This window comes from Massilia suwonensis (genome assembly GCF_042655665.1).
Lineage (GTDB): Bacteria > Pseudomonadota > Gammaproteobacteria > Burkholderiales > Burkholderiaceae_D > Telluria > Telluria suwonensis.
In genome coordinates, this window is record NZ_JBHSMR010000013.1 from 707,164 (window position 1) to 722,230 (window position 15,067).

General features: G+C 66.9%; 16 protein-coding genes. 9 read left to right on the forward strand and 7 right to left on the reverse strand.

Features of this window, described 5'->3' with window-relative positions:
• The first annotated feature begins 76 nt into the window (after window positions 1-76).
• From ACFPQ5_RS11120 to ACFPQ5_RS11150, 7 genes are all read left to right on the forward strand, one after another.
• The gene (locus ACFPQ5_RS11120; RefSeq protein ID WP_379754999.1) at window positions 77-1,651 is read left to right on the forward strand and encodes a benzoate-CoA ligase family protein; all 1,575 of its coding nucleotides are present in this window, start codon (window positions 77-79) and stop codon (window positions 1,649-1,651) included.
• Window positions 1,652-1,658: 7 nt separating this feature from the next.
• Entirely contained in the window at window positions 1,659-2,444 is a 786-nt protein-coding gene (locus tag ACFPQ5_RS11125; protein ID WP_379755002.1) for an alpha/beta fold hydrolase, read from the forward strand.
• 20 nt (window positions 2,445-2,464) lie between these two features.
• Entirely contained in the window at window positions 2,465-3,640 is a 1,176-nt protein-coding gene (locus tag ACFPQ5_RS11130) for an ABC transporter substrate-binding protein (RefSeq protein ID WP_379755005.1), read from the forward strand.
• Between the two features lie 66 nt (window positions 3,641-3,706).
• Window positions 3,707-4,579, forward strand: a complete 873-nt coding sequence (locus ACFPQ5_RS11135; RefSeq protein ID WP_379755008.1) for a branched-chain amino acid ABC transporter permease — start codon at window positions 3,707-3,709, stop codon at window positions 4,577-4,579.
• 2 nt (window positions 4,580-4,581) lie between these two features.
• A complete protein-coding gene (locus tag ACFPQ5_RS11140) occupies window positions 4,582-5,604 on the forward strand; it encodes a branched-chain amino acid ABC transporter permease (RefSeq protein ID WP_379755011.1) in 1,023 nt (340 codons plus the stop codon).
• Window positions 5,601-6,356, forward strand: a complete 756-nt coding sequence (locus ACFPQ5_RS11145) for an ABC transporter ATP-binding protein (RefSeq protein WP_379755014.1) — start codon at window positions 5,601-5,603, stop codon at window positions 6,354-6,356. The genes ACFPQ5_RS11140 and ACFPQ5_RS11145 overlap by 4 nt, the downstream gene beginning before the upstream one ends.
• Window positions 6,357-6,379: 23 nt before the next feature.
• Window positions 6,380-7,081 (forward strand): ABC transporter ATP-binding protein, encoded by a 702-nt coding sequence (locus tag ACFPQ5_RS11150; RefSeq protein ID WP_379755017.1) that lies wholly within the window; start codon window positions 6,380-6,382, stop codon window positions 7,079-7,081.
• A 163-nt stretch (window positions 7,082-7,244) separates the two neighbouring features.
• On the opposite strand, the gene yddG is transcribed toward ACFPQ5_RS11150, so the two are convergent.
• The 5 genes from yddG to ACFPQ5_RS11175 all read right to left on the reverse strand — a co-directional run bounded on the left by yddG (window position 7,245) and on the right by ACFPQ5_RS11175 (window position 11,986).
• Window positions 7,245-8,147, reverse strand: coding sequence for an aromatic amino acid DMT transporter YddG (yddG, locus tag ACFPQ5_RS11155; RefSeq protein ID WP_379760081.1), 903 nt, complete (start codon window positions 8,145-8,147; stop codon window positions 7,245-7,247).
• Between the two features lie 23 nt (window positions 8,148-8,170).
• A complete protein-coding gene (locus ACFPQ5_RS11160; protein WP_379755020.1) occupies window positions 8,171-10,378 on the reverse strand; it encodes an OsmC domain/YcaO domain-containing protein in 2,208 nt (735 codons plus the stop codon).
• A gap of 197 nt (window positions 10,379-10,575) precedes the next feature.
• The gene (locus tag ACFPQ5_RS11165) at window positions 10,576-10,764 is read right to left on the reverse strand and encodes a hypothetical protein (RefSeq protein WP_379755023.1); all 189 of its coding nucleotides are present in this window, start codon (window positions 10,762-10,764) and stop codon (window positions 10,576-10,578) included.
• 113 nt (window positions 10,765-10,877) lie between these two features.
• A complete protein-coding gene (locus tag ACFPQ5_RS11170; RefSeq protein WP_379755026.1) occupies window positions 10,878-11,576 on the reverse strand; it encodes a universal stress protein in 699 nt (232 codons plus the stop codon).
• Window positions 11,577-11,605: 29 nt separating this feature from the next.
• Entirely contained in the window at window positions 11,606-11,986 is a 381-nt protein-coding gene (locus ACFPQ5_RS11175; RefSeq protein ID WP_379755029.1) for an HPF/RaiA family ribosome-associated protein, read from the reverse strand.
• Window positions 11,987-12,163: 177 nt separating this feature from the next.
• Here ACFPQ5_RS11175 and ACFPQ5_RS11180 point away from each other — a divergent pair, with 177 nt between their 5' ends.
• On the forward strand, window positions 12,164-13,741 hold the full coding sequence (locus ACFPQ5_RS11180) for an ATP-binding protein (RefSeq protein ID WP_379755032.1): 1,578 nt from the start codon (window positions 12,164-12,166) through the stop codon (window positions 13,739-13,741).
• Window positions 13,731-14,339: a response regulator transcription factor gene (locus ACFPQ5_RS11185; protein ID WP_379755035.1), complete on the forward strand. Its 609-nt coding sequence runs from the start codon at window positions 13,731-13,733 to the stop codon at window positions 14,337-14,339. The genes ACFPQ5_RS11180 and ACFPQ5_RS11185 overlap by 11 nt, the downstream gene beginning before the upstream one ends.
• On the opposite strand, the gene rnk is transcribed toward ACFPQ5_RS11185, so the two are convergent.
• Both rnk and ACFPQ5_RS11195 read right to left on the reverse strand, forming a co-directional pair.
• The gene (rnk, locus tag ACFPQ5_RS11190) at window positions 14,327-14,734 is read right to left on the reverse strand and encodes a nucleoside diphosphate kinase regulator (protein WP_379755038.1); all 408 of its coding nucleotides are present in this window, start codon (window positions 14,732-14,734) and stop codon (window positions 14,327-14,329) included. The genes ACFPQ5_RS11185 and rnk overlap by 13 nt on opposite strands.
• Before the next feature lie 19 nt (window positions 14,735-14,753).
• The gene (locus ACFPQ5_RS11195; RefSeq protein ID WP_379755041.1) at window positions 14,754-14,960 is read right to left on the reverse strand and encodes a hypothetical protein; all 207 of its coding nucleotides are present in this window, start codon (window positions 14,958-14,960) and stop codon (window positions 14,754-14,756) included.
• Window positions 14,961-15,067: the final 107 nt, after the last annotated feature.

Below are 15,067 nucleotides of genomic sequence, written 5' to 3' on the forward strand. Positions count from 1 at the left end.
TCACCCGGCCACGGCCGGCATGCTATTCCATACAAGACACGGGACGCGCAGCAGCGCGATCCCGCTGAAGGAGACCATGATGGATTACGACAGCAGCCCAGGTTCGCAGCAATTGGCGCAGCAGTTCAACTTCGCGCAGCACATCCTGGCCCTCAACGCGGGCCGCGCCGACAAGCTCGCCTACATCGACGACAGGGAAAGCATCACCTACGGAGAACTCGACCGCCGCGTGCGCAGCTTCGCGGCCGGCCTGCTGGCGCGCGGCATCCAGCCCGAGCAGCGCGTACTGCTGGTGATGCAGGATACCGTCGACCTGCCGGTGGCCCTGCTGGGCGCCATGTTCGCCGGCGTGATCCCGGTGCCGGTGAATACCCTGCTGCCGGCTACCGACTACGCCTACATGATCGACCACAGCCGGGCGCGCGCCGTGATCGCCAGCGCCTGCCTGCTGCCCTGCGTACGCGAAGCGCTTCAAGCAGCACGCGGCAAGCCCGAACTGATCGTCGCGGGCGAGCATGACGAGGCCGAGTTGCCGAGCGTCCGTGCGATGCTCGACAGCGCCCCGCTCTCGCCCGACGCCTACGCCGACACCTGCGGCGACGACTTCGCCTTCTGGCTGTACTCGTCCGGCTCGACCGGCCGCCCGAAAGGCGCCGTCCACTCGCACGCCAACCTATTCTGGACCGCCGAGCTGTATGGCAAGCCGGTCCTCGGCGTGCGCGAGGACGACGTCGTCTTCTCCGCCGCCAAGCTGTTCTTCGCCTATGGCCTCGGCAATGCCCTGACCTTCCCCTTGAGCGTGGGCGCGACCGTGGTGCTGATGGCCGAGCGCCCGACCCCGCAGGCCGTCTTCAAGCGCCTAACCGGGCAGCGCGCCACCGTGTTCGCCGGCGTGCCGACCCTGTACGTGGCGATGCTGGCCTCCCCCGACCTGCCGCCGCGCGAGCAGACCGCCCTGCGCGTGTGCGCCTCGGCCGGCGAAGCGCTGCCGCGCGAAGTGGGCGAAGCTTTCAGGAACCACTTCGGCTGCGACATCCTCGACGGCCTCGGTTCGACCGAGATGCTGCACATTTTTGTGTCGAACCGCGCCGGCGACGTCCACTACGGCAGCTCCGGCCTGCCGGTGCCGGGCTACGACATCGAGCTGCGCGACGAGGACAACCACCAGGTGGCCGCCGGCGAGATCGGCGATCTCTATGTGCGCGGCCCCAGCGCAGCCCTGCTCTACTGGAGCAACCGCGAGAAGAGCCGCGGCACCTTCCAGGGCGAATGGCTGAAAAGCGGCGACAAGTACAGCCGCGACGAGCAGGGCTATCTGACTTACGCCGGCCGCAGCGACGACATGCTGAAGGTGAGCGGGCAGTACGTCTCGCCGATCGAAGTCGAGGCGGCGCTCACCGCCCACCCGGCGGTGCTCGAATGCGCGGTGGTCGGCAAGATCGACGGCGACGGCCTGACCAAGACCGCCGCCTACGTGGTGCTGGGCCAGGGCCGCCAGCCCGAGGACAGCCTGGCCGACGAGCTAAAGGCTTTTGTGAAAGGCCGGCTGGCGCCGCACAAGTATCCGCGCGAGCTGGTCTTCGTGCCGGACCTGCCGAAGACGGCGACCGGCAAGATCCAGCGCTACCGCCTGCGTAATGCTGCGGCCTGAGGCTGGCATGTCCGCGTTCGCGCACCTGGGCCTCGGCGGCGCCGCGCTGCGCCTGGAATACCAGTGGGTCGGCGTCGCCGATTCGCCGCATCCGACCCTCGTGTTCCTGCACGAGGGCCTGGGCTCGATCGCGCTGTGGAAGGATTTTCCGGAACAGCTGTGCCAGGCCGCCGGCATGCGCGGCCTGGTGTTCTCGCGCGAAGGCTATGGCCGCTCGACGCCGCGGCCGCACAAGGAACGCTGGCCGGTCGGCTTCATGCACCGCCAGGCCTGGGAAGTGGTGCCGGCGCTGCTGCAGGAGCTCGGGATCGAACGCCCCTGGCTGTTCGGCCACAGCGACGGCGCCTCGATCGCGCTGCTGCATGCGGCGCGCTTCGCGGTCAGCGGCGTCATCGTCGCCGCGCCGCATATCATGGTCGAAGACATCTCGGTAAGCTCGATCGCCGCCGCGCGCGAAGCCTATCTGGAAGGCGGCCTGCGCGCGCGTTTGGCGCGCTACCACGAGGACATCGACTCCGCTTTCTGGGGCTGGAACGACGTCTGGCTCGATCCGGCCTTTCGCGCCTGGGACATCCGCGACCAACTGCCCGCGATCGCGGCGCCGCTGCTGGCAATCCAGGGCGAGGACGACGAGTATGGCACACTGGAACAGATTTACGGTATCGCGAGACTGGCGCCCCAGACGCAACTGCTCGTGCTGCCGCAATGCGGTCACTCGCCCCACCGTGACCAAGCCGGGAGGCTGATCGACGCGGCCACTCGATTCATGACCGGTACCAACCGGTCACACTAAAAACATCAGGAGACAACGCCATGACCCTTTCAGCTACCTTGCGCACCACCGCCGCCGCGGTCGCCCTGTTCACCGCCGGCTTCGCCGGCGCCCAGGGCAATGCCCCTCTCAAGGTCGGCTTCATGCTGCCGGCCACCGGCACCTACGCCAACCTCGGCACCATGATCGAAAACGGCTTCAAGCTGCACGTGCAGGAACAGGGCGGCAAGCTCGGTGGCCGCGAGGTCCAGTACTTCAAGGTCGACGACGAATCCGATCCGGCCAAGGCCGCCGACAACGTGAATAAACTGATCAAGCGCGACAAGGTGGACGTGCTGGTCGGGACCGTGCACTCGGGCGTGGCGCAAACCATGGCCAAGGCGGCCAAGGAGAGCAACACCATCCTGATCGTGCCGAACGCGGGCGCCGACCTGATCACCGGCCCGATGTGCGGCCCGAACATCTTCCGCACCTCCTTCTCGAACTGGCAGCCGGCTTTCGCCATGGGTAAGGTCATGGCCGAGCGCGGCCACAAGAAGGCGATGACCGTCACCTGGAATTACGCGGCCGGCCAGGAGTCCGTTAAAGGATTCGCCGAAGCCTTCGAAAAAGGCGGCGGCAAGGTGGTGGGCAACCTGACGCTGCCCTTCCCGAACGTCGAATTCCAGGCGCTGCTGACCCAGATCGCTTCCGAAAAACCGGACGCCGTCTACGTCTTCTTCGCCGGCGGCGGCGCCGTCAAATTCGTCAAGGACTACGTGGCAGCTGGCCTGAACAAGACCATCCCGCTGTACGGCGCCGGCTTCCTGACCGACGGCACGCTGGAAGCGCAAGGCGCCGCCGCCCAGGGCCTGTACACGACCCTGCACTACGCCGACAAACTGAACACCCCGAAGGACAACGCCTTCCGCCAGGCCTTCATGGCCGCCTACAAGAGCGACGGCGACGTGTATGCCGTGCAGGGCTACGACGCGGCCCAGCTGCTGGCCACCGGCATGAAGAGCGTCGGCGGCGACTTCAGCGGCAAGCGCGACGCCATGCTGAAGGCCATGCACACGGCTACCATCGACAGCCCGCGCGGCAAGTTCACGCTGTCGGCCGCCAACAACCCGGTGCAGGACATCTACCTGCGCCAGGTGGCGGGCACCGACAACGTCGTGAAAGGCGTGGCGATCAAGGGCCTGGCCGATCCGGCGCGCGGCTGCCGTCCGTTCTAAAGCCTGTTGTTTCCGCCGCCGCGCCAGCCGCGGCGGCGCCGCTTCAACCCTTGCAAGAAGAACGCGATGGATATCTCGACTTTCCTGGTGCAGTGCCTGAACTCCGTCCAGTACGGCCTGCTCCTGTTCCTGGTCGCCAGCGGCCTGACGCTCATCTTCGGCATCATGGGCGTGATCAACCTGGCGCACGGCAGCTTCTACATGATCGGCGCCTACATGGCCTATGTACTGGCGCCCCTGTTCGGCGACAACTTCATCACCATGCTGCTGGCGGGGATGCTGCTGTCCGCGATCTTCGGCTTCCTGCTCGAATGGGTGTTCTTCAGCTTCCTGTACGGGCGCGATCACTTGCAGCAGGTCCTGATGACCTACGCGCTGATTCTTGTCTTCGAAGAGCTGCGCAGCATTTTGGTCGGCAACGAGGTGCACGGCGTAAAGGCGCCTGAATGGCTGTCCGGCGGCGTCTCGCTGGGCGGCGTGATGACCTATCCCGTGTATAACCTGTTCGCATCAAGCGCCTGCCTGGTGGTCGCCTTCGCCCTCTACTGGGTAGTGAACCGCACCCGCCTGGGCATGATGATCCGCGCCGGCGCCAGCAACCGCGACATGACGCGCGGCCTCGGCATCAACATCCGCCTGCTGTACCGCGCCGTGTTCGCGGGCGGCGTGGCGCTCGCCGCGCTGGCCGGCATGATCGCGGCGCCCGCCGCCTCGGTGTATCCGGGCATGGGCGGAAGCGTCCTGATCATGTGCTTCGTGGTGGTCGTCATCGGCGGCATCGGCTCGATTTCCGGCGCCCTGATCGCGGCCCTGCTGGTCGGCTTCGTCGACACCTTCGGCAAGGTATTCTTCGCCCAGCTGGCCGGAATCGGCGTCTACGTGCTGATGGCGGTGATCCTGATCTGGCGTCCGCAAGGCTTGAGAAACAAGGGATTCTGACCATGCATACTTCCGCCCTTCCCCGCGTCGCCGGCGCCCAGCCTGCCGTACGCCGTTCGCACGGCTGGCTGGTGCCGGTGCTTGTGGCCGTGCTGCTCGCCTTTGCGCCGCTGGTGCTGGAGACCTATTACCAGGACCTGGTGATGAAGATCGTGATCTACGCGATCTTCGCCCTCAGCCTCGAACTGCTGGCCGGGACCACAGGCCTCGTCAGCCTCGGCCACGCCGCCTTCTTCGGCATCGGCGCGTATGTCACGGCGCTGGCCGCGCCGCAGTACGAAGCCGGCAATCCGGTGCTGCTGCTTGCGCTGTCCATGGCGGCCGCCGCCGTGTACGCCCTTTTCGTCGGGGCCCTCAGCCTGCGCACGAAGGAGGTCTACTTCATCATGGTGACGCTGGCCTTTGCCCAGATGGCCTATTTCGTCTTCCACGACACCCCGATCGGCGGCGGCAGCGACGGCATGTACCTGATGATGCGTCCCGTGCTGGCAATCGGCGGCACGACGCTGATCGACTTCGAACAGCCGCGCCAGCTGTACTTCGTGGCCCTCGGCCTGCTGGTGCTGTGCTACGCCTTCCTGGCGCTGGTGCTGCGCTCGCGCTTCGGTCACGCGCTCACCGGCATCCGCATCAACGAGCAGCGCATGCGCGCGGCCGGCTTCCAGACCTACCGCTACAAGCTGGCCGCTTTTGTCCTGGCCGGCGCGCTGGCCGGCATGGCGGGCTTCCTGTACGTGGCCAAGAACGGCGTCGTCAATCCCGAGCTGCTGTCCTGGCACGAGTCGGGCGCGGTGCTGATGATGATCATCCTCGGCGGCCTCGGTTCCCTGCGCGGCGCCGTGATCGGCGCCGCGGCCTTCGTGCTGCTGAAGGAATTCTATTCGTCCGAAGCGCTGCTGGGACCGGCGATTGCCGGGCGCTGGCAGCTGACCCTGGGCCTGACCATGATCGCCTTCGTCGCGCTGATGCCGAAGGGCCTGATCGGCATCGGTCGCAGCTTCAACCTCAAGCGGAGAAAAGCATGAGCAGCACACCCCTGATGCAGGCGACCGGCCTGACGCGCCGCTTCGGCGGCCTGGTCGCGGTCGACGGCGTCTCGATCGACCTGCACCGCGGCCAGGTGCACGCCGTGATCGGCACCAACGGCGCCGGCAAGTCCACCCTGATCAACCTGCTGTCGGGCGAGATCCCGCTGTCCTCGGGCGAGATTCGGCTGGCTGGCCAGGACATCACCGCCCTGTCGCAGCCGCGCCGCGCCCGTTCCGGCGTCGGCCGCAGCTACCAGCGCACCACGATCTTTCCGACCCTGCCGGTGCTGGAGAACTGCCGCCTGGCCGCCCAGGCCGCGCGGCAGCGGCCCTGGACGCTGTGGGAAGGCGCGCAATCCTGCCGCGCCAGCCTTGAAGCGGCGCGCGCCGCGCTCGACGCCGCCGGCCTGGCGGATGCCCACCAGCTCCCGGCCGGCAGCATGAGCCACGGTAAAAAGCGCCAGCTCGAAATCGCGATGTGCCTGGCGACGAACCCGCAGGTGCTGCTGCTCGACGAACCGCTGGCCGGCATGGGCGCCGAGGAAAGCGAACGCATGCTGTCGATGCTCGAGCGCCTGCGCGCCGACCACGCGATCCTGCTGGTCGAGCACGACATGGACGCCGTGTTCCGCGTGGCCGATTGCATCACGGTGATGGTCAACGGCGCCGTGATCGCCAGCGGCTCGCCCGAGTCCGTGCGTTCCAGCCCGGAAGTGCAGCGCGCTTATCTCGGCGAAGGCCACGCATAACCATTGAAGAGACGAGGTTCGCTTTGCTGCAGATTAGCTCACTCAATACGTATTATGGCGACAGCCACATCCTGCAGGGCGTGGACCTGGCGATCGCGCCCGGCACCGCCGTCGGCCTGCTGGGCCGCAACGGCATGGGCAAGACCACGCTGATCCGCTCGCTGATGGGCTATGTGCCGGCGGCGTCCGGCAAGGTCGCCTGGCAGGGCCGCGACGTCACCGGCTGCCCGCCCGAACGCATGGCGCGCCTAGGCATCGGCTACGTGCCCGAGGGACGCGGCATCTTCCCCAACCTGTCGGTGCGCGAAAACCTGGTGATGAGCGCACGGCGCGGTCCGACCGGCCGCAAGGACTGGACTTATGAGCGCGTATTGGACACCTTCCCGCGCCTGGCCGAGCGTCTCGACAACGGCGGCAACCAGCTGTCCGGCGGCGAGCAGCAGATGCTGTCGATCGGCCGCGCGCTGATGACCAATCCCGACCTGATGATCCTGGACGAGGCCACCGAAGGCCTGGCGCCGCTGATCGTGGCCGAGATCTGGAAGGTGATCGCCCGGATCGGCACCACCGGGATCAGCACCCTGATCGTCGACCGCAACTACCACGCGGTGCTGTCGCACACCGATTCGGCGGTGGTGCTGGAGAAGGGACAGGTGGTGGCGGGCGGCAGCTCGGCCGACCTGCTGGCACAGCCGGAGACGCTGGCGCGCTATCTAGGTGTCTAAACAACAGCTTCCGGCGAGAAATTCACCAATCGCATGTCTGGCATTCCAAATGACAATTGGACGAATATGCTGTGCCGCAGCATACTGCACCTGTCTCCTCCAACTCTCCTCAGAAAAGAATTGGATTTAAGCCCACCCGCAACGGTGGGCTTTTTTTTTGCCGCTAGCGCTTCCTGGACGCTGCATCCTTCGCGCGCGTCGCCATCCAGCACAGGATCGCCCCGCCGCAGACCATGGCCGCGCCCTGCCAGAAGGCGCCGGACAAGGGCGCCCGCAGCAGCAGCGTGGACAAGGCCGCGGAGAACACCGGGATGAAATAGGAGGCGCCCGCCAGCACGGTGACGTTCCCGTGCAGGATGCCCACATTCCAGGCGCCGTAGCCGAAGCCCATGGCGCCGGCCGCCAGCACCAAGTAGATCACGGCCTCCATGCTGAACTCCATGTGGCCGCCGCCTTCGAGCAGGTACTTGATCCACAGGCTAACCGACACCAGGATGAAGAACAGCGTCACCCCGTTCTTGCCGCCCGCGATGCGCGCCGTGACCGTGCAATAGGCCGCCCAGATCAGCGCCCCGGCAAAAGCTAGGCCGTAGCTGAGCGGGTTATCCCGCACATTGGCCAGCATCCCCGCCGCATCGAAACCCTGCTCGCCGCCCAGCACCCGGCAGATGCCGGCGATCGACAGCAGGAAGCCCGGAACGATCAGGAGGTTGGTCGGCTGGCGGTTGAACAGGATGGCGGCGACGATGGTGAACGTCGGCCACAGGTAGTTGACCATGCCGACCTCGATCGCCTGCCGGGCCGTGTTGGCGTAGCCGATCGAGAGCGACAGGCACAGCTCGTAAGTCACGAACAGCAGGCTGCCCCAAACGAGGTAGCGGCGCGGGAACTCGCGCAGCTTCACGTGCCCGACCGACAGCAGCAGGAAGACCGAGGCCACGCTGTACATCATGGCCGCGCCGCCGGTGGGGCCGAGGTGCTCGCTGACGCTGCGGATCAGGCCGACGATGGAACTCCACAGCAGAACGGCGACCATCCCGATCAAGGTGGCCTTGTTCGGGCGCATGGCGGCGCCCGGCCGCGCTGGCGTCACGCTTGCTTCGTCGCGGCAGCCTTGGCCCGCGCCGCATGCAGCTTGCGGTAGCTGTCGATCAGGCGATGATGGCGGTCCAGTCCTTCCAGCTGCATGCTGGTCGGCGTGAGGCCGTGGAAACGCACGCTGCCGTCGACCGAACCCAGCGCCGCGTCCATGCGCTCGTTGCCGTACATGCGGCGGAAGTTGGCGACGTAGTCGTCCAGTTCCATCTCCTCGTCCAGCGCCACTTCCAGCACCACGTTCAGCGCCTGGTAGAACAGCTTGCGCTCCACGGTATTGTCGTTGTACTGCAGGAAGGCGCCGACCAGCTCGTGGGCCGCTTCGAATTCGTTCAGCGCGAGGTTGATCAGGAGGCGCAGTTCGAGCACGGTGAGCTGGCCCCAGACGGTGTTTTCGTCGAACTCGATGCCGATCAGGCTGGCGATATCCGAATGCTCATCGAGCTCGTTGTTTTCCAGGCGATCGAGCAGGTCGGACAAGGCGTCGTCGTCCAGGCGGTGGATGTTCAGGATGTCTTCGCGGAACAGCAGGGCCTTGTTGGTGTTATCCCAGACCAGGTCTTCCACGGGATAGATTTCCGAGTACCCCGGCACGACGATGCGGCAGGCGACGGCGCCCAGTTCGTCGTAGACGGCCGTGTAGACTTCCTTGCCCATCTCTTCGAGGATCCCGAGCAGGGTCGCGGCTTCCTGCTGGTTCGAGTCCTTGCCCTCGCCCGAGAAGTCCCACTCGACGAAATCGTAGTCCGACTTCGCGCTGAAGAAGCGCCAGGACACCACGCCGCTCGAATCGATGAAGTGCTCGACGAAGTTGTACGGTTCGGTGACGGCTTCGCTGGCGAAGGTCGGCTGCGGCAGGTCGTTCAGGCCTTCGAAGCTGCGGCCCTGCAGCAGTTCGGTGAGGCTGCGTTCCAGCGCCACTTCGAAGCTCGGGTGCGCGCCGAAGGAGGCGAACACGCCGCCCGTGCGCGGGTTCATCAGGGTCACGCACATGACCGGATACTGGCCGCCCAGCGAGGCGTCTTTTACCAGGACCGGGAAGCCCTGCTCTTCCAGTCCCTTGATGCCGGCCACGATGCCCGGGTACTTCGCCAGCACCTCCTGCGGCACGTCGGGCAGCGCCAGTTCGCCTTCCAGGATCTCGCGTTTGACGGCGCGCTCGAAGATCTCGGACAGGCACTGCACCTGCGCCTCGGCCAGCGTGTTCCCGGCGCTCATGCCATTGCTGGCGTAGAGGTTCTCGACCAGGTTCGAAGGGAACCAGACGGTCTCGCCGTCCGACTCGCGCTTGAAGGGCAGCGAGACGATGCCGCGCGCGGCGTTGCCGGAGTTGGTGTCGACCAGGTGCGAGCCGCGCAACTCGCCGTCGGGATCGTAGATGCCGAGGCAGTATTCGTCGAGGATCTCGCCCGGCACCGCATCGTCCGGGCCCGGCTGGAACCAGCGCTCGTTCGGGTAATGCACGAAGTCGGCGCGGGCGATGTCCTCGCCCCAGAACACGCCGGCATAGAAGTGGTTGTTGTTCAGGCGTTCGATGTATTCGCCCAGCGCCGAGGCGAGCGCGCTTTCCTTGGTCGCGCCTTTACCGTTGGTGAAGCACATCGGCGAATGGGCGTCGCGGATATGCAGCGACCACACGTTCGGCACGATGTTGCGCCAGGAGGCGATCTCGATCTTGATGCCCCAACTGGCCAGTTTCGCGGACATGTTCGCGATGGTCTGCTCCAGCGGCAGGTCTTTGCCGGGAATATAGGTCAGCGCATCGGCCGCCGGGTTCAGGGTCAGCAGCGCCTGGGCGTCGGCGTCGAGGTTCTCGACTTCCTCGATCACGAATTCCGGGCCTTCCTGCACCACCTTCTTGACGGTGCAGCGCTCGATCGAGCGCAGGATGCCCTGGCGGTCCTTGTCCGAGATATCGTGCGGCAGCTCGACCTGGATCTTGAAGATCTGCTTGTAGCGGTTTTCCGGGTCGACGATATTATTTTGCGACAGTCGGATATTCTCGGTCGGAATATCGCGCGTATTGCAGTACAACTTCACGAAATAGGCCGCGCACAGGGCCGAGGAAGCCAGGAAGTAATCGAAGGGACCGGGCGCCGAGCCGTCGCCCTTGTAGCGGATCGGCTGATCGGCGATCACCGTGAAGTCGTCGAACTTGGCTTCCAGGCGCAGTTTGTCGAGGAAGTTGACTTTGATTTCCATGGGAGAATTCCAAATAAATACATAAAACATAAAGCCCTGTCAGGACAGGGCTTTATGGATCGAAACGGGCGTCTCATGGAAAGTCGCGTTCCCGCGATGCTGGGCGGCTGAGCCGATGCGGCGATTTTCCGGCGCTAGACCGGGCATTGTCTCACATCGCGCTACCGCCTGTCTCGCCGGCGCGGCCGGCGCCGCAATCAGTTCTGTGCGGCGGCGCGCAGCTTGCGGATCACGGCTGGGCGCACGGAGTCGGAACCGCGCGACAGCAGGTAGAGTTGCAGCAGGTCGCTGCCGCCGCTCGTTGCGTCATGCGCGAACAGGCGCTTGATCGAGGTGGCGAAGGTCGACAGGACGGTGTTCGAAGCTTCTTGTTTTTGAGTGTTCATGATGTTCCTCGCTGTATGTGATGCCTCCAGTATGGACTCTTTCAGATAGAAAGCTAATTGTGGTTTCGGATAATCAGCATTCACAGAACAGATAACTGTCTGAACGATATCGATTAGCCCGCACCCGTTCCAGGGGCGCCCCAGCCTCTTCCTGCGGTAACCAGCAGCAAATCGCAGTCTGTGGCCACCAGTGCTTCGCGCGCGGCCGAGATCCCGAGCCAGCGCCCCAGCACCCCATCCTGTGGTTTCCGTACGACAACCAAGTCCGGCTTCTCCCGCGCGGCATGCACGCGCAGGGCGACGCGTTCCGGATGCGGCGTCATCCGCAGCGAAAATTGCACTTCCGGCAAGCGCAGCCTGTAGACGAAGCGCCGGAATGCCGCGCGCGCCTCCGCCTGCAGCCGGCGCCGGTGCCGCTTGATGAAGCGGCTGGCCACGGCGGCGCGGCGCATATAGCCTTCCATGCCGGTGTCGAGCGGATGCAGCAGCGTGAAGCGTGCACCGGGGGCGCAGCGCACGGCCGCGCGCACGGTCTCGAGCGCGGCGTCGGAAAAATCGACGGCGACCAGCACCCGCGCATACGGACGTACGGGCCGGTTGCGCAGCACCAGCACTGGTTCCCGGGTGCGCCGCGCGATCGCGCCGAAGCTCCAGGCATTGCGCAGGCGCTCCAGCCAGGATGGCGCATGCCAGCCCTGCACGACCAGGCCGGTCCATCCGGGCGCCGTCTGCAAGTGATCGATGGTGTCCGTTCGCGCTGGATCGACGGACCGGCCGGACAATGCGGTCGCCACCAGGATGCCGTGTAACACAGGCCTTCTCCTTGTCGAATGTGTTCCAGTCAGGTCTCGGCGTCGGCATCGTCGTGCAGCGTGTCCCGGCGTCCCTTGGCCATGCCGCGCCGGCCCCAGCGTTCGAGCGAGCGCCGCTGCATCACCGCCTGGCGCACCTTGTAGGCGGCGCGTTTCACGGCGCGGTCGATCGCCGTGTACAGGTTGTCCTGCACGTCGCGCACGACCAGCGTCGGCCGCCCCGGCACGGCCACCAGGATGTGGCACTGCATGTCCTGCCCGCCGCGCGGTCCGTTGATGTCGCCGAGGCGCACCACGATGTCGCCCACCTTGTCGCGGGCGAAGGAAAACGCGTAGCGCAGGCGCCGCTCCGCATAGCTGCGCAGGGCCGGCGTGAGGGGGAACTGTTTTGCAAGCAGATGGACTTCCATGGGACTCTCCTGTCGTCGTTCGCTTCAGCCACCACGTCGGTGGCATGGCGCCAGTCTCGCCCGCCGCGCGCCGCCTGACAATTCGCCAAGTCCCCTACGGGTTTCGCTTACTTGACGGGCTTTTAAGGCGAAGCGGCGATAATGCGCTTGTCCGCTTCTCCATTACTAAAAGACGCCATGTCCGGTCCCCGTCCACTCCCGCAAGCCCTCGCCTTCGTCGCGGCCTACGTCGCCTGCGACATGCTGAGCGGTCCGGAAGCGCGCTACCAGGCGATCGCCCCGGTCTGGCATCCGGCCGCGGGCCTGGCCTTGTACGCGGCGATGCGCCACGGCCGGCGCGCCCTGCTGCCGCTGCTGGCCGCGGCCCTGCTGGCGGCCAGCATCACGCCCGCCCTGCCTTCGCAGCCGGCGCTGTCGCTGCTGGGCGGCCTGCTGCCGGTTCCGGTCTACCTGGCGCTGGCCCTGTTCACGCGCCGCACGCTGCCGCGCGGCGCCTTCTTCGCCAGCCACCGCGGCATGCTGCTGTGGGCCGCCGTGGTGGCGCTGGGCAGCCTGGCCAGCGGCCTGCTGTATGCGGCGATGCTGCGCGCGCCCGCCGGCGCTGCGGGCCTGGCCTGGATCGAGGTGCTGAGCCGCTATGCGATCGCCGAGACGGCCGGCATGCTCGCCATCGTGCCCGCCGCCTGCTTCGTGTTCGACCCCGAGCTGCGCGCCGGCTTCCTCAAGCGCGTGCGCAATTGGGACACGGCCGCCTACACGGCGGTCATCGCCCTGCTGCTGGCGGTCGCCCTGCAGAGCCCGGCCCCCGCCTCGCTCGCCTACTACCTGCTGATGCTGCCGCTCGCCTGGGCCGCCTCGCGCCAGGGCATGGCGGGCGCCGTCAGCGCCGCCATCGTGCTCGAAGCCGGCGTGACGGTGGCGGCGCTGTGGCCGGTGTCGGACCTCGAGCACATGCCGAACGTGCAGATGCTGGTGCTGACCCTGATCCTGTCCGGCTTCCTGATCGGGATCGCGGTCGACGTCGCGCGCCGCGCCAGCCGCGAATTGCGCCACTCGCTGCGCATGGCCGCCGCCGGCGAGATGGCCGCCGCCGTGGCGCACGAACTGAACCAGCCTCTGACCGCCCTCTCCGCCTATGGCAGCGCCTGCCAGCGCCTGGTGCTGCGCGAGGGCGGCGATCCGCTGCTGCACAAGACCATCGACGCCATGGCGGCCGAATCGCAGCGCGCCTCGAACGTCCTGAAACGCCTGCGCGAATTCTTCCGCAGCGGCGCGATCGCGCTCGACGCCCTGTCGCTGGCGGAACTGGTGCAAGGCAGCGCCGCCGCCTTTGCCGGACAGGCGCGCGATGCCGGCGTGGCCCTGCAGGTCGGGGAGATTCCCGATGCGCCGCTGCTGGGCGACCGCATCCAGCTCGACATCGTGCTGCGCAACCTGCTGGCGAATGCCCTGCAGGCGCTGGCGGCGGCGCCCGCTGATGCGGGGCGCCGCATCATGGTCGACGCCGGCATCGAGGGCGGCCAGGTCTGGATCCGGGTGGCCGACACTGGGCCCGGCATCGCCGAGAAGATCCGCGACCGCCTGTTCGAGCCTTTCGTCTCGCTGAAATCGAGCGGGCTCGGACTCGGGCTGGCGATCAGCCGTTCGATCGTCGAGGCCCACGGCGGCACGCTCACGCTGGCGCCCGGACCGCACGCGGTCCTTGTCATGACATTGCCCGCACGGGCTCAAGGGAGGAATGAACGTGAGCAGTGAAAACACCGTCTACATCGTCGACGACGACGCCGCCGTGCGCGACGCGCTCGGCCTGTTATTGAGCCTGAACGGCTACCGGACCGCCTTCTTCGCCGATGCGGAGGCCTTCCTGCAGGCCTGGACGCCGGCGATGCGCGGCTGCATGCTGCTCGACATCCGCATGCCCGGCATGGACGGCCTGACCCTGCAGAAGACCTTGCGCGAGATGGGCAGCCGGCTGCCGGTGCTGGTGATCACCGGCCATGGCGACGTCGATTCGGCGCGCGAGGCCTTCCGCTCGCAGGCCGTCGATTTCCTGGAAAAACCGCTGCAGGAAAAGCAGCTGGTGGCGGCGATCGAAGAGGCCTTCCAGCGCCAGGCCAGCGACGCCCGCGCCAGTCCGGCGCACGCCGCCTGGGCCCGGCGCTACGCGAGCCTGACCCCGCGCGAGGCCGAAGTCATGGGGCTGGTCGTGGCCGGGCGCCACAACCGGGAAATCGCGCGCGACCTGGGGATCAGCGTGCGTACCGTCGAGGTGCACAAGACGCGCATGATGGAAAAGCTGGAAGCGGCCAGTGTGGCCGACCTCGTGCGCCAGCACCTGCTTTACGGCGAATAGGCCTCGCGCTCCGGCTGCGCAACGACTTCGAGCACGTCGACGCGCAGCATCCCGCCGCGCGGCTTCGGCCACTCGATCGCGTCGCCCACGGCCAGGCCGAGCAGCGCGCTGCCGACCGGCGTCAGCACCGAGAGGCGGTCGGTGCCGTCGGCGTCCTCCGGGTAGACGAGCTTCAGGCAGAATTCCTTGGGCGGCACGGCCATCGCGAAGCGCACGGTCGAATTCATGGTGACGACGTCCGGCGGCATTTCGTGCGGCGCGCGGATGTCGGCCCGGTCCAGCTCCTCGATCAGGGCGCCCTTGCCCGGCAGCGTGCGCTCGGGCGTGGCGTCCAGCAGCGCCTCGATGCGATCGAGGTCGCGCGAGGACACGATGGGGCGATTCGGGTGATACATGGCGTCTCCTTCCTGCGCGCTACCAGAGCGCGGCTTCGAACAGCGAGGCGGCCCCGGCGAGCGCCGCGACGGCGCCGCCGGACAACACAATGCGCGCCAGCCCGCGGCGTTGGCGCACCCCGCGCGAGACGACGTGCTTGACGAGACGGCGCTTGCTGCGGCGTTCCATGCGCGCTTGCGCGTGGTTGCCGGCGTCGCGCTCGAATGACGGGCTGCGGCGGTTCATTGGACTCTCCCTGTTGGTGTAATCGGGCCAGGCGGCCCGTCAGGAAGAAGTATGGCCGGCTGTGCGGCCAGGCGCATCGGGGGCTTGCGTAAGGGTTACCCTGATGG